13 protein-coding genes are annotated in these 12873 nt (G+C 62.1%); 3 read left to right on the forward strand and 10 right to left on the reverse strand.

Annotated elements, in window-relative coordinates; translation table 11 throughout:
- The first annotated feature begins 5 nt into the window (after positions 1-5).
- Both mlaD and JQ863_RS08550 read left to right on the forward strand, forming a co-directional pair.
- Positions 6-455 (forward strand): outer membrane lipid asymmetry maintenance protein MlaD, encoded by a 450-nt coding sequence (gene mlaD / locus JQ863_RS08545; RefSeq protein WP_204113869.1) that lies wholly within the window; start codon positions 6-8, stop codon positions 453-455.
- The gene (locus JQ863_RS08550; protein WP_239113241.1) at positions 452-946 is read left to right on the forward strand and encodes a DUF2155 domain-containing protein; all 495 of its coding nucleotides are present in this window, start codon (positions 452-454) and stop codon (positions 944-946) included. The genes mlaD and JQ863_RS08550 overlap by 4 nt, the downstream gene beginning before the upstream one ends.
- On the opposite strand, the gene aat is transcribed toward JQ863_RS08550, so the two are convergent.
- From aat to topA, 9 genes are all read right to left on the reverse strand, one after another.
- On the reverse strand, positions 886-1521 hold the full coding sequence (gene aat, locus JQ863_RS08555; RefSeq protein ID WP_204113870.1) for a leucyl/phenylalanyl-tRNA--protein transferase: 636 nt from the start codon (positions 1519-1521) through the stop codon (positions 886-888). The genes JQ863_RS08550 and aat overlap by 61 nt on opposite strands.
- Before the next feature lie 17 nt (positions 1522-1538).
- A complete protein-coding gene (gene accC, locus JQ863_RS08560; protein ID WP_204113871.1) occupies positions 1539-2891 on the reverse strand; it encodes an acetyl-CoA carboxylase biotin carboxylase subunit in 1353 nt (450 codons plus the stop codon).
- A 9-nt stretch (positions 2892-2900) separates the two neighbouring features.
- The gene (accB, locus tag JQ863_RS08565) at positions 2901-3404 is read right to left on the reverse strand and encodes an acetyl-CoA carboxylase biotin carboxyl carrier protein (RefSeq protein WP_204113872.1); all 504 of its coding nucleotides are present in this window, start codon (positions 3402-3404) and stop codon (positions 2901-2903) included.
- 127 nt (positions 3405-3531) lie between these two features.
- The gene (locus JQ863_RS08570; RefSeq protein ID WP_239113242.1) at positions 3532-4074 is read right to left on the reverse strand and encodes a LuxR C-terminal-related transcriptional regulator; all 543 of its coding nucleotides are present in this window, start codon (positions 4072-4074) and stop codon (positions 3532-3534) included.
- A 215-nt stretch (positions 4075-4289) separates the two neighbouring features.
- On the reverse strand, positions 4290-6020 hold the full coding sequence (locus JQ863_RS08575) for an adenylate/guanylate cyclase domain-containing protein (protein WP_204113873.1): 1731 nt from the start codon (positions 6018-6020) through the stop codon (positions 4290-4292).
- A 279-nt stretch (positions 6021-6299) separates the two neighbouring features.
- Positions 6300-6929: a CoA transferase subunit B gene (locus JQ863_RS08580; RefSeq protein ID WP_204113874.1), complete on the reverse strand. Its 630-nt coding sequence runs from the start codon at positions 6927-6929 to the stop codon at positions 6300-6302.
- Positions 6930-6931: 2 nt separating this feature from the next.
- Positions 6932-7654, reverse strand: coding sequence for a CoA transferase subunit A (locus JQ863_RS08585; protein WP_204113875.1), 723 nt, complete (start codon positions 7652-7654; stop codon positions 6932-6934).
- Between the two features lie 158 nt (positions 7655-7812).
- Entirely contained in the window at positions 7813-8430 is a 618-nt protein-coding gene (locus tag JQ863_RS08590; protein WP_204113876.1) for a L,D-transpeptidase, read from the reverse strand.
- Between the two features lie 109 nt (positions 8431-8539).
- Positions 8540-11071 (reverse strand): type I DNA topoisomerase, encoded by a 2532-nt coding sequence (gene topA / locus JQ863_RS08595; RefSeq protein WP_204113877.1) that lies wholly within the window; start codon positions 11069-11071, stop codon positions 8540-8542.
- 131 nt (positions 11072-11202) lie between these two features.
- On the opposite strand from topA, the gene JQ863_RS08600 reads away from it, so the two are divergent.
- Positions 11203-11664 (forward strand): hypothetical protein, encoded by a 462-nt coding sequence (locus tag JQ863_RS08600; protein WP_204113878.1) that lies wholly within the window; start codon positions 11203-11205, stop codon positions 11662-11664.
- 33 nt (positions 11665-11697) lie between these two features.
- Here the strand turns inward: JQ863_RS08600 and dprA are convergent, their stop codons facing one another.
- Complete coding sequence (gene dprA / locus JQ863_RS08605) at positions 11698-12861, reverse strand: DNA-processing protein DprA (protein ID WP_204113879.1); 1164 nt, start codon at positions 12859-12861, stop codon at positions 11698-11700.
- Positions 12862-12873: the final 12 nt, after the last annotated feature.

Raw genomic sequence — 12873 nt, forward strand, 5'->3', positions numbered from 1 at the left:
GCGCGATGTCCGCAGCACGTACAGAAATTGCAGTCGGGGCCGGGGTTCTCGCCATTGCGGTGGGGTTCATGGTCTATGTCAGCCAGGTTTCGGGGTTCGGCACGTCGTCGGCGGGCTATCCGCTGACCGCGTCCTTCCGCTCAATCGACGGGATTTCGGTTGGAACGGATGTACGTCTGGCGGGCGTCAAGGTTGGTACGGTGACGAAAATCGACCTGAACCCGCAAACCTTCCGTGCGGACACCGAATTCACCGTTCTGAACGGCATAGACCTGCCCGATGACACGGCTGCCGTGATCTCGTCCGAGGGGCTTCTGGGCGGCAATTTTGTCGAGTTGCTGCCGGGCGGATCGCCCTTCAACCTCGATCCCGGTGCCGAGGTCGAGGACACCCAAGGCTCTGTCAGCCTGATCTCGCTTCTGTTGAAATTCGTTTCGGGAAGTGACGAGTCATGATGCGCGCCCTGATCTTGTCTCTGGGCCTGCTGGCGCTTCCGGCGACCGCGCAGACCATCATCATCGAGACCCTGGATGACGAACCGTCGCTGGATTACCTGCGCGAGGACAACGGTGTTTTCCTGCGCACCTACAGCAACGACATCGTGCGCGAAACCGTGACCGAGGCCGTGCCGGGGCAGGGGGCAATCCTGCGCGGGCTGGACAAGCTGACCGGGGAAGTGGCTGATATCGAACTGGAAAACGGCGTTTCCGGCCGGTTCGGAGAACTGCGGATCGACCTTGCCCAGTGCCGTCACCCCGAAGACAACGCCGCGGGCGAGGCTTATGCGTTCCTTTCGGTTTACGAAGAACGCAAGTCGGACGCGCCCGTCTTCCAGGGCTGGATGATCGCCTCAAGCCCGGCGCTGAGCGCAATGGACCATGCCCGCTATGACGTCTGGGTGTTGCGCTGCAAGACCTCTGCCGCCGAGGGCAGCGCCTCAGAGTAAATGTCGGCCCGCTGCCGCAGCGCCTGTTCCAGCTGCGCGTGATAGTCGTCCCGCGTGATCTCGACCGCGCCCAGACTAAGCAGGTGCGGCGTGGTGAACTGGGTGTCAAACAGGGTGAAACCACAGCGCGACAGGTGGGTGACCAGATAGGCCAGCGCCAGTTTCGACGCATCCGTCCGGCGCGAAAACATGCTTTCGCCAAAGAACGCGGACCCCAGCGTCACGCCATAGACCCCGCCGACCAGAAGGTCGTCCATCCAGATTTCCAGTGAATGCGCCGCGCCGCGGTGGTGCAGCGCCTGATAGAGATCGCGGATCGTGTCGTTGATCCATGTCTCGGCACGGTCGGCGCAGCCATCGACCACCCCGGCAAAATCGCCGTCCAGCGTGACCGCATAGCCGCCCCGTCGGATGCGGCGGCGCAGGGAGCGGGACAGGTGAAACCCATCCAGCGGAAAGACCCCACGCATGCGCGGATCGACCCAGAAAATCTCTGGGTCGTCGCGGTGTTCAGACATCGGGAAAATGCCCATGCCATAGGCGCGCAGCAGGATCTCGGGCGTAAGCTCGGACATGCGGCGCGCCTATGTCATCAATCAGCGGACAGGTTCTGTTCCAGCCAGTGTTCCAGCCAGTGGATATTGTAATCCCCGCTTTGCACGGCAGGCTCTGCCAGAAGCGCATGGAACAGCGGGATCGTGGTGTCGATCCCGTCAACGATCAACTCTCCCAGTGCCCGGTTCAGACGCGCCAGCGCCTCGGGCCGGTCGCGGCCATGCACGATCAGCTTGCCAATCAGCGAATCGTAATAGGGCGGGATCGAATAGCCGTCATAAAGCGCCGAATCCATGCGCACGCCCAGGCCGCCCGGCGCGTGATACTGGGTGATCTTGCCGGGGCAGGGCGAGAAATTCGGCAGCTTCTCGGCGTTGATGCGCACCTCGATCGCGTGGCCGTTGATCGCCAGGTCATCCTGACCGAAGGACATCGGCAGCCCGGCCGCGACGCGGATCTGTTCGCGCACCAGGTCGACGCCGAAAATCGCTTCGGTGACAGGGTGTTCCACCTGCAGACGGGTGTTCATCTCGATGAAATAGAACTCACCCTTTTCATAGAGGAACTCGATCGTGCCGGCACCGATATAGTTGATCTTGGCGACCGCATCGGCGCAGATCTTGCCGATGGCGGCGCGTTCCTCGGGGGTGATGCAGGGGCCGGGGGCCTCTTCGAACACCTTCTGGTGACGGCGCTGAAGCGAACAGTCGCGTTCGCCCAGGTGCACCGCGTTGCCCTTGCCATCGCCAAAGACCTGAATCTCGATATGGCGCGGCGTGGTGAGGTATTTCTCGATATAGACCTCATCGTTGCCGAAGGCGGCCTTGCCCTCGGCCCGCGCGGTGCGGAAGGCCTTTTCCATCTCGGCTTCGGACTTGGCAACCTTCATGCCGCGCCCGCCACCGCCGGCGGTGGCCTTGATGATGACCGGATAGCCGAACTCGGCCCCGATGGCCTTGGCCGCGTCCAGATCAGGCACACCACCCGCCGAACCGGGCACACAGGGCACGCCCAGTTTGATCATCGTATCCTTGGCGGTGATCTTGTCACCCATGATGCGGATATGCTCAGCGGTGGGCCCGATGAAGGTGATGTCGTGGTCTTCGACCATCTGCACGAAATTGGCGTTCTCGCTCAGGAAACCATAGCCGGGATGGATTGCCTGCGCGCCGGTGATCTCACAGGCCGAAATGATCGACGCCATATTGAGATAGCTTTGCGTGCCGGACGGCGGGCCGATACAGACCGCTTCATCCGCCATGCGCACATGCATCGCGTCCGCATCCGCCGTGGAATGGACCGCGACGGATTGGATGCCCATCTCGCGGCAGGCGCGGATCACGCGCAGGGCGATTTCGCCCCGGTTTGCGATCAGAATCTTGTCAAACATGTCAGTGCCTTACTCAAGGATGACCAGCGGTGCGCCATATTCGACCGAGTCGCCATCATCCACCAGGATGCGCTTTACGGTGCCGGCTTTCGGGGCCGAGATATGGTTCATGGTCTTCATCGCCTCGACGATCAGAAGCGTGTCGCCCTCGGCAACCTGCGCCCCGACCGAGATGAAGGACGGCGCGCCGGGTTCGGGCTGCAGATAGACCGTGCCCACCATGGGCGAGGTCACGGCACCGGGATGGCTGGCCGGATCGTCGGATGCGGCAGCCGGGGCTGCGGCAGGCGCGGCGGCGGCCGGAGCGGGCGCAGCGGCGGCGGGTGCGGCCACGGCAACCGGTGCGGCAGCGGGGGCTGCGACGGCGGCGGTCTGGCGGCTGACACGCACGTTCAGGCTGTCATCTTCACCATAGTCGCGCATCACCTCGACCTCGGTCAGGTCGTTGTCGCGCAGAATTTCTGCAAGCGCCTGGATAAAGGCGACGTCGGCTTCGTGGTTTTTCTTGCTCATGCTTCTTTTGTCCTCTGCTGCGCTTTCGCGGCGCTGGATCGTTGTTTCCCCTGCGTCGCGTTATATGTGAAAGCCGTGGCAGTGAAAAGCAGTGGATTGCAGTCCCGCGCGGGGCAAAAACGACCGCTCACAGCGGCATGCCCGACAGTTTCGCCACCAGTTCCGCCAGCTTGCGCGCCCCGAATTTCTTGAGCAACCGCGCGCGGTATTCCTCGACCGTGCGATAGGACAGCCCCATCTCGCGGGCCACTTCCTTTGAGGTCAGGCCCCGGCACGTCAGGATCGCCACCTCGCGTTCGCGCTGGGTCAGGGCCACCACGGGGCGTTCCTCGGACAGGTCGGCAAAGGACCAGATCGACCGCTGGAACGGGTTTTGCGGGCTGGTCGACTGACCCCGCACCCGGCACCAGAACAAATCCCCGTCGCGCCGGCGCATGACCCGTTCGTCATGGTGCCGGCCGGTTTCGCGCATGCGGGCATAGACACGGGCGCCGATGGTCTGGAAATCCTCTTCCGAGGCATAAAACGCCGCGATCGGTTCACCTTCGATCGCGGCGACCGTGTCGCGGAACATCTCGGCAAAGGCGCGGTTGCAGCGGATGATCTGGCGATTTTCCAGAACGGCAAGCCCGATGGGGGCATTGTCAAAAGCGTCGGCAATGATGTCCATGGGCCGGACAATGCCGCGAAGGGGCGCGGGGTTTCAAGAAGATACGTAGCCGCACGACCGTGCCTTGCGGCCCGTGACCCGCTTCGATGGAACCCGGCTGTCATGCAAGAGGGGGCAATGACGGATCTCACGGGCAAGACGGCGGTGGTGACGGGGGCAGTGCAGGGCATCACGCTCGCGATTGCGCATGGTCTGACACGGCACGCTATCTTGTCCTAAGGGGCGCTTGGAGGGGTGTCCGGCAATCCGGCCAGTCGCAATCTATCCAAAAGCGTTTCAAGTTCTGCAGTGTCGCGGATCAATTCTTGCGACTTCACGTATTCGCAGCTGAGATTGGGGTCGTCGGCCAGTGCTTCGGCGACAAGTTCGCGTGCGCGTTCCACGTCGCCGCTTGCGACCCGGCTGGCCGCGCGATAAAGCCGCGAGCGCCGCGTTTGGAAATTCAGGCTTCGAGCCTCCTTGTTTGAGTCCGAGAACCGTCCCATCGCATAGAGTGCCGCCACCCGTTCCTCGACGATCCAGACCGGCAGGAAAGGGTCAAGAGATGCGGAACGCTCCAACAACTCCAAAGCGAGCTCTGGTTGTCCGTCAAAGACATAGAATGCTGCGCAACGCCCGAGAATGTAGGCATCATTGGGCGCAAGCTGCATCGCCAGTTCGTGATGCCGACGGCTTGCATCGTAATCCCGGTTGAGCTTGATTTGAAGTGTCCCAAGAATTCGATGCAATTCGGGATCAGAGGAATCCAGTTGCATGGCGCGGTTCAATTTTTCTTCTGCCTTGACCAGATCGAAATCCACCATGCTGCTCCATGAACACACCTCCATTGCAATGGGGCGTGCAAAGTTGGGATCAGCCAGCTGCGACTTGCGAAACCATTCGAGAGCCGCGTGTGAAAATTTGTCCGACACGCTGCTCATACGGTGCTGTTCCAAACCGCGCAGATAGTATTCATAGGCTGTCATGTTCTCTGGCCGTTTCATCCGGGCTGCGCTTATTGCCTCGTGATCGATCCTGCCTGAGACAGTTGCAGCGACACGCGCGACGATATCCTCCATTGCGTCGATCACTTCGTCGAACGGTCTTTGAATGCGATCAGACCACACAAGCCCGCCGTCGCTCGTTCTGGTCAGGGTCACGCTCAGGCGAATGCGCGAGCCCATTCTGCGCACCTTTCCACTCAACACATAACAAACACCGAGAGTGTCCCCGATGACCTTTGGATCATCGGTTTGCAGCGCACCAGAGGCGGTTCGAGAACTTACAAAAAGTGAGCGGATGAGGCTCAGGTCATGGATCAAATCTTCTGTCAGGCCCTCGGCGAGAAATTCTTGATCTTCATCCGCACCGGAACTTGTGTTGAACGGCAATACCGCAATGGAATTGGGTTTTATCGCCGATTTTGGCGCGTCGATGGTTGGTGCAAGTTGAAATACGTGCCGATCCACCGAAGCGCCTACGCGCATGATCCGCATGGCCTCATTCAGTCCTTTGAGACGATGTTCCCCCCGGTCCTCGAATGCGCAAGGCGACACACGCCGCACTTGGTCGAACAAAGTTGTGGAAACATCAATTTCACCGGGATCGGCCATTTGCTGCAATCGCGCGGCGATATTGACGCCGTCGCCGCGCAGATCATCTCCTACCCGGACAACATCGGCCAAATGCAAGCCAAAGCGCATAGATCTTGGTGTGAGGCCTGGCGCAGTGGCAAGCAGTGAGCGTGCTTCTATTGCAGCTTTCAGGCCGTTGACCGGGCTTTCGAACTCGGCGAGAAGTGCATCTCCGGCAGAGTTGAACACTCTTCCATGATGCTTGCTCACGCAACGTGACACAAGGTCAAGGCCGCGCATTACGACCGACAAGGCGCCTTCTTCGTTCAGCTCCATCTCCCCGGTCGAGCCTACATAGTCGCCAACCATGATCGTTGCCAATTTGCGGTCCAATGGCTTCGCTCCTCTCGTGCGCAGCACACAGGGTAGTGCAAACAGGGAGATTCACAAAGACACCGTTGTCTTGGACGGCTCCATGCCGAACGTTTTAAGGTCGCATGGCAAAGCAGATAACAGCCTTCAGTACCGCATCGGGTCCGAGTGCGTGCGTCCGGTTTTGGGCACAATCCCGCACCTCGCCGCAAATGTCGTGTCCAAACGATCTCACCCGCCTTACAACAAAAAAGGCCCGCTCGAATTGTGCGGGCCTTTTCGTTCTGACAATCAGCGGGCTTAGTTGACCAGCGTTGCCTGCGTTGCGGCGCGGAACTCTTCTTCGCTCACCCCGTCGGCCAGTTCGACCAGTTTCAGGCCGCCCTCGACCACGTCCATCACGCCAAGGTTGGTGATGATGCGGTCGACGACGCCGGTGCCGGTCAGGGGCAGGGTGCATTCCTTCAGGACCTTGGACTCGCCGTGCTTGTTGGTGTGGTCCATCACGACGACGACGCGGCCAACACCGGCAACAAGGTCCATCGCGCCGCCCATGCCCTTGACCAGCTTGCCGGGGATCATCCAGTTGGCAAGGTCTCCGTTCTCGGCCACTTCCATCGCGCCGAGGATCGCCATGGCGATCTTGCCGCCGCGGATCATCGCGAAGCTTTGCGCGCTGTCGAAATAGGCGGTCTGGGGCAGTTCGGTGATGGTCTGCTTGCCGGCGTTGATCAGGTCGGCGTCTTCTTCACCCTCATAAGGGAAAGGACCCATGCCCAGCATGCCGTTTTCCGATTGCAGCGTCACCTCGACCCCCTCGGGGATGAAGTTCGACACCAGCGTCGGGATGCCGATGCCAAGGTTCACATACCAGCCGTCTTGCAGTTCCTGAGCCGCGCGTGCGGCCATTTGATTACGATCCCATGCCATGATCAGGCCTCCTTGCGCGGACGGGTGGTGCGCTGTTCGATGCGCTTTTCGTGTTCGCCCTGGACGATGCGATGCACATAGATGCCGGGCAGGTGGATCGCGTCCGGGTCAAGCGAGCCGGTCGGCACGATTTCCTCGACCTCGGCGACACAGACCTTGCCGCAGGTCGCGGCGGGCACGTTGAAGTTGCGCGCGGTCTTGCGGAACACGAGGTTGCCGGTTTCATCCGCTTTCCAGGCTTTCACGATGGCGAGGTCGGCAAAGATGCCTTCCTCCATGATATAGTCCTCCATCGCGCCATCCGGCCCGGTCGGGAACTGCTTTTCCATCTTGCCTTCGGCGATCACGGTGCCGACGCCGGTCTTGGTGAAGAAACCGGGGATACCGGCACCACCGGCGCGCATACGCTCGGCCAGCGTGCCCTGCGGGTTGAACTCCAGCTCAAGCTCACCCGACAGATACTGGCGCATGAATTCGGCGTTTTCACCCACGTAGGACGAGATCATTTTCTTGACCTGCCGCGTCTGCAAGAGGATGCCAATGCCGAAATCGTCAACGCCGGCGTTGTTCGAGGCAAACGTCAGGTCCTTGACGCCGGATTTCTTGATCGCTTCCAGCAGCAGCTCGGGAATACCGCACAGGCCGAACCCGCCGGCGGCGATCATCAGACCGTCCTCCAGCAGCCCGTCCAGCGCCGCGTCGGCGTTCGGATAGACTTTTTTCATGAGACTCTCCCCTCATATCCTGAATTGAAGGGGTTGTGACGTGGGGGCAGGGACAAGTCAATCTGGGCCGGGGGGAATCCGGCCCGCTTGCGTATTACTACGTATGAAACCCCGTAGTTCGGGGCAGGGTCGGGCCAGAGATGGGCCGGGGATGGGCGTCAGATGATGCGAACCTGCGTGCCGACCGGGGTGATCTCGAACAGCTGCGCGATGGCGTCGTTATAAAGCCCGATGCACCCCGAGGATGCCTTGCGCCCGATCTTGCGGTCGTCATGGGTGCCGTGGATCAGGTAGGCGGGCCATTCCAGATACATCGCATGCGTGCCCAGCGGGTTGCCGGGGCCGGGGGGCATGTAGGTCAGCGTCGGGTCGCGTTCCAGCATCGACTTGGTCGGGGTCCAGTCCGGTCCGACGCGCTTGCGCACGATCTTGGTGTATCCGCGCTTGGTCAGGTCCTCGGACATTGGCACCGAGGTCGGGAACAACCGGTATGTCATCCCGTCACCCGACCAGAAATGCAACGCGCGGGACGTGGTGTCGGCCAGGATTGCCGCCACGCCAAGGTCATCGAAATGGTCGCGCCAGTCCTGCTGCCGGAAGGCCGAGATATTGCGGTGGGCGGTTTCAACCTCTTCCGGGGCAGTCTCGGCCACCGCTTCGGCGGTCGAGTCCAGCGGCTGGGTTTCGACGGCCTGCGCCCAAAGCTGCGAGGGAAAGGCCGCCGTTGCGGGGGCCGCAGCCAGAAGCGTGCGGCGGGTCAGTTTGATCTTGGTCATATCCAGTGTCCGAGCGTCACTTATGTCGGCGCACCCTGTCCACGGCGGCTCCGAAACGCAACTCACAAGCGCTTGAGGACCAGCGGACGGGCAGAAAGGTGCCAGCGGCTTACTTGGCCGCCGTCTTCTTTTTCGTGGTCTTGCGCTTGGTGCCCTTTTTGGCCGCCTTTTCCGCGATCAGCTGCACCGCCATCTCCATGGTCACGTCTTCGGGCTTGACGTCCTTGGGCAGGGTCGCATTGACCTTCTGCCATTTGACATAAGGCCCATAGCGGCCGTCCATGATGTTTACCGGGCCACCGTCTTCGGGGTGATCTCCAAGCTCTTTCAATGGCTTGGCGGATGCACTTGACCCACGACGACCGGGGTTCGCGCGTTTTTCGGCAAGGATTTCGACCGCGCGGTTCATGCCGATCTCAAAGACGTCATTCGGGTCCTTTAGGTTGGCATAGACCGGCTTTGCCTCATCGGGCAGCTGGTGCATGACATAAGGCCCGAACCGGCCAAAATTCGACGTGATCATCCCGCCTTCGGGGTGTTCGCCGATCTCGCGCGGCAGGCTGAGAAGGACAAGCGCCTTTTCAAGGTCCATGTCATCCTTGTTCCAGCCACGCGGCAGGCTGGCGCGCGGGGGTTTCTTGTTTTCCGGCGTCGGCTCTCCGCGCTGCACATAAGGTCCGAAACGACCGGCCTTGAGCCAGATTTCGTCGCCCTGATCCTCGCCCAATACACGTTCGTCGCCATCGGCCCCTTCGCCCGCGATGGGGCGGGTATAGGTGCATTCGGGATAGTTGCCGCAGCCGACAAACCCGCCAGTCCGCGAGGTTTTTAGATGCAGGCGCCCCTGGCCGCATTTCGGGCAGATGCGCGGGTCCGACCCATCCTCTCGCGGCGGATAAAGCTGGGGCGCCAGCGCGTCGTCCAGCACGTCCAGAACCTCGGTGATCCTGAGTTCCGACGTTTCGGCGATGGCGGCGGAAAAATCCTTCCAGAACCGGTTCAGAACGTTCTTGTAATCGCGGTTGCCGGCCGAGACATCATCCAGTTCCTCTTCCAGTTCTGCGGTGAATTCATAGCCGACATATTTGCGGAAGAAGTTCAGCAGGAAGATCGTGACGATCCGGCCCTTGTCCTCGGGGAACAGGCGGTTCTTGTCCTTGCGGACATATTCGCGGTCCTGGATCGTGGTAATCACGGAAGCATAGGTCGAGGGGCGGCCGATGCCCAGCTCTTCCATCTTCTTAACCAGCGTCGCCTCGGTATAGCGCGGCGGGGGCTGGGTGAAATGCTGCTCGGGCGTGACGTTGCGCTTGTCCAGCTTGTCGCCCTCGGTGATCTGGGGCAGGCGCTTGTCATCCTCGTCGACAACGTCATCGCGGCCTTCTTCATAGACCTTGAGGAAGCCGTCGAACAAGACGACCTGCCCGGTGGCGCGCAGGCCGACCTGACCGTCGGCGGATGCGATGTCGACCGTGGTGCGCTCAAGCCGCGCGCCTTCCATCTGGCAGGCCAGCGTGCGTTTCCAGATCAGGTCATAAAGCTTGCGCTGATCGGGTTCCGACAGTTTCAGCGACGCCGCATCGCGGGTCATATCCGTCGGGCGGATACATTCGTGGGCTTCCTGCGCGTTCTTGGCCTTGTTCTTGTAGATGCGGGGGGAATCCGGCACGTATTCCTTGCCATACCGGTCGGCAATCGCATCCCGCGCGGCGGCGACCGCTTCGGGTGCCATGTCGATCCCGTCGGTCCGCATATAGGTGATGTGCCCGGCCTCATAAAGCCGCTGGGCGGCGTTCATGCATTGCCGCGCGCCCATGCCGAACTTGCGGCTGGCTTCCTGTTGCAGGGTCGAGGTCATGAACGGGGCCGAGGGGTTGCGGCTGGCGGGTTTGGCCTCGACGCTGGCAACCGTCAGGTCGCGCGACTGGATGGCCTGAACCGCAAGTTCTGCGGCGGTGCTGTTTTCCAGGTCGAACTTGTCCAGCTTGTCGCCGCCCAGAACCGTGAGACGGGCCTCGAACTCCTGTCCGCGCGGGGTCGCCAGCAGTGCCTTCACCGACCAGTATTCGCGGGCATTGAACGCCTCGATCTCCATCTCGCGCTCGACGATCAGGCGCAGGCAGACCGACTGCACGCGCCCCGCCGAGCGCGCGCCGGGCAGTTTGCGCCACAGCACGGGGGACAGGTTGAACCCGACAAGGTAATCCAGCGCGCGGCGGGCAAGATAGGCGTCGACCAGCGGCTGGTCGATGTCGCGCGGGTTTTGCATCGCCTCGGTCACGGCGGACTTGGTGATGGCGTTGAACACCACCCGGCTGACGGGGGTGTCTTTCTTGATCGCACGGCGTTTGCGCAGGGCTTCCTCAAGGTGCCAGCTGATTGCCTCGCCCTCGCGGTCGGGGTCGGTCGCGAGGATCAGCGCATTGTCCTCTTTCAGCGCGTCGGCGATGGCGCGGACATGTTTCTTGCTGTCGTTGCCGATCTCCCAGGTCATGGCGAAATCGTGGTCGGTGTCGACCGATCCGTCCTTGGCAGGCAGGTCGCGCACATGGCCATAGGATGCCAGAACGGTATAGTCGGACCCCAGATATTTGTTGATTGTCTTGGCTTTAGCCGGGGATTCGACGACGACAACTGGCATTAAATTTCCTCTCGACTCGGGACGAGCTTTATGGCCGCGCAAAATGTGGGGTGGAAGGGGGGAATGTCAATGTGCCACAAGAGACGCAACAATAAACGGTCTTTGGTGGCCGGATCAACAGGAGCGAGCAGATGAAAATGACAACGATTTTGGGATTGGCCGTGGCGCTGTCCATCGGGTGTATTGGCGGGGATGTCAGTGCTCAGGACTGGCATGAACCGCAGCGCGGCACCGAGACGCGCAAGGATCTGATGGACGCGATGCGAGCGCATGCCGAATGGCAGCTGGGCGCGCCGATCCAGTTCGTGGTCGAGGATCTGCGCGTCGCCGGCGACATCGCCTATGCCGCGCTGGTGGCGCAGCGGCCCGGCGGCGGTGCGATCGATCTTGCCGCGACTCCTGCGGCCGCGCAGGGCCGTCTGGACCCGGAGTTTCTGGACGGCACATGGTACAACGCCTTTTACCGCAAGGTCGGGCGGACCTGGGTGGCCATCGACTGGACCCTTGGCGCCACGGATGCCTGGTGGGCCGAGCCGGTGATGTGCGCCGCGTTCGAACCCGTGATCCCCGAGTTCTGCGCCATGGTCGAATAGGCGCGGCAGGGCAGGCGGGTCCGACGGGTCGGGTCAGGCGCGTGACAAAAGCCCGCCCGCCTGCCGCCGCACCCGCCCTTCGACCTCAAGGTCGACAAGGGCCGGGCTGACGATGCTTGCGGGCGCGCCCAGGTCGCGGATCAGCTGGTCCTCGCCGACGGGCGAGGGGCCAAGCTGCTGAAGGATTTGCATGTGCAATTCATGGGTCGTGCGCAGGTCGCGCGTGTTTTCAGCCGGCGCGTGGGGCGGCACGAGATGCAAGCCGGGCTGCGGGTTGTCGGGGATCGCTGCATCCGCGGTGATGTGATGCCCAATCGCCTCGATCACGTCGTCGGCGCCCCGCACCAATGTGGCCCCGTCCCGGATCAGCATGTTGCACCCGGCGGCGCGGGCATCAAACGGGTGGCCCGGCACCGCCAGCACGTCGCGCCCCTGGTCCAGCGCGTTGCGCGCGGTAATCAGGCTGCCTGACCGGGCTGCGGCCTCGACGATGACAAGGGCCGGGGCCAATCCCGAGATCAGGCGGTTGCGGGGCGGAAAATGACGGGCTTGCGGAACCAGCCCGATGGGCTGTTCACTGATCCGCAACCCCGTCTCCGCGAGCGTTTTGGCAAGCGTTGCGTTTTCGGCCGGATATATTCGGTCAACCCCGCCGGCAAAGACCGCGATGGTGCCGGTTTCGGCAGACCCGGCATGACAGGCGGTGTCGATCCCGCGGGCAAATCCCGAGACGGTGACAAACCCGGCTTCACCCAGATCGCGCGCCAGCTGTCGTGCCATGCGGGTGCCAAGGGACGACGCGTTGCGCGCGCCCGCCATGGCAACCGTCGGCTGTTTCAACAGATCGGTGTTTCCCAGCGCCCAGAACATCGGCGGCGCGTCAGTGAGGTCATGGAACAGGGCGGGGTAATCGGCATCGCCCCGATAGATCAGCCGCGCGCCGATCTTTTCGCCTGCGCGCAACTCGGCCTCGGTCGCGGCGGGATCCTGGGTGGCATAATCGTCAACCCCGGCGGCGCGGGCAATGTCGGGCAGGGCGCGAAGTGCATCCGCTGCGCTGCCATGTTCCGCCAGCAGGCGGTTGAAGGTCGAAATTCCGACCCGGCGAGAGCGCAGAAGGCGAAGCCAGGAAAAGCGATCCTCTTCCGTGGTGGGTGGGAGTTGGGGGTGAGTGGAAGAAAACTGATCCTCTGGCATCCGTGGCTCCGC

Origin of the sequence: Shimia biformata (genome assembly GCF_016888515.1) — a bacterium.
GTDB lineage: Bacteria > Pseudomonadota > Alphaproteobacteria > Rhodobacterales > Rhodobacteraceae > Shimia_A > Shimia_A biformata.

What these genes read in the sequence shown, in the direction of transcription:
- mlaD (WP_204113869.1), top strand. Translation starts at nt 6, where the DNA reads ATGTCCGCAGCACGTACAGAAATTGCAGTCGGGGCCGGGGTTCTCGCC.
- JQ863_RS08550 (WP_239113241.1), top strand. Translation starts at nt 452, where the DNA reads ATGATGCGCGCCCTGATCTTGTCTCTGGGCCTGCTGGCGCTTCCGGCG.
- aat (WP_204113870.1), bottom strand. Translation starts at nt 1,521, where the DNA reads ATGTCCGAGCTTACGCCCGAGATCCTGCTGCGCGCCTATGGCATGGGC.
- accC (WP_204113871.1), bottom strand. Translation starts at nt 2,891, where the DNA reads ATGTTTGACAAGATTCTGATCGCAAACCGGGGCGAAATCGCCCTGCGC.
- accB (WP_204113872.1), bottom strand. Translation starts at nt 3,404, where the DNA reads ATGAGCAAGAAAAACCACGAAGCCGACGTCGCCTTTATCCAGGCGCTT.
- JQ863_RS08570 (WP_239113242.1), bottom strand. Translation starts at nt 4,074, where the DNA reads ATGGACATCATTGCCGACGCTTTTGACAATGCCCCCATCGGGCTTGCC.
- JQ863_RS08580 (WP_204113874.1), bottom strand. Translation starts at nt 6,929, where the DNA reads ATGGCATGGGATCGTAATCAAATGGCCGCACGCGCGGCTCAGGAACTG.
- JQ863_RS08585 (WP_204113875.1), bottom strand. Translation starts at nt 7,654, where the DNA reads ATGAAAAAAGTCTATCCGAACGCCGACGCGGCGCTGGACGGGCTGCTG.
- JQ863_RS08590 (WP_204113876.1), bottom strand. Translation starts at nt 8,430, where the DNA reads ATGACCAAGATCAAACTGACCCGCCGCACGCTTCTGGCTGCGGCCCCC.
- topA (WP_204113877.1), bottom strand. Translation starts at nt 11,071, where the DNA reads ATGCCAGTTGTCGTCGTCGAATCCCCGGCTAAAGCCAAGACAATCAAC.
- JQ863_RS08600 (WP_204113878.1), top strand. Translation starts at nt 11,203, where the DNA reads ATGAAAATGACAACGATTTTGGGATTGGCCGTGGCGCTGTCCATCGGG.
- dprA (WP_204113879.1), bottom strand. Translation starts at nt 12,861, where the DNA reads ATGCCAGAGGATCAGTTTTCTTCCACTCACCCCCAACTCCCACCCACC.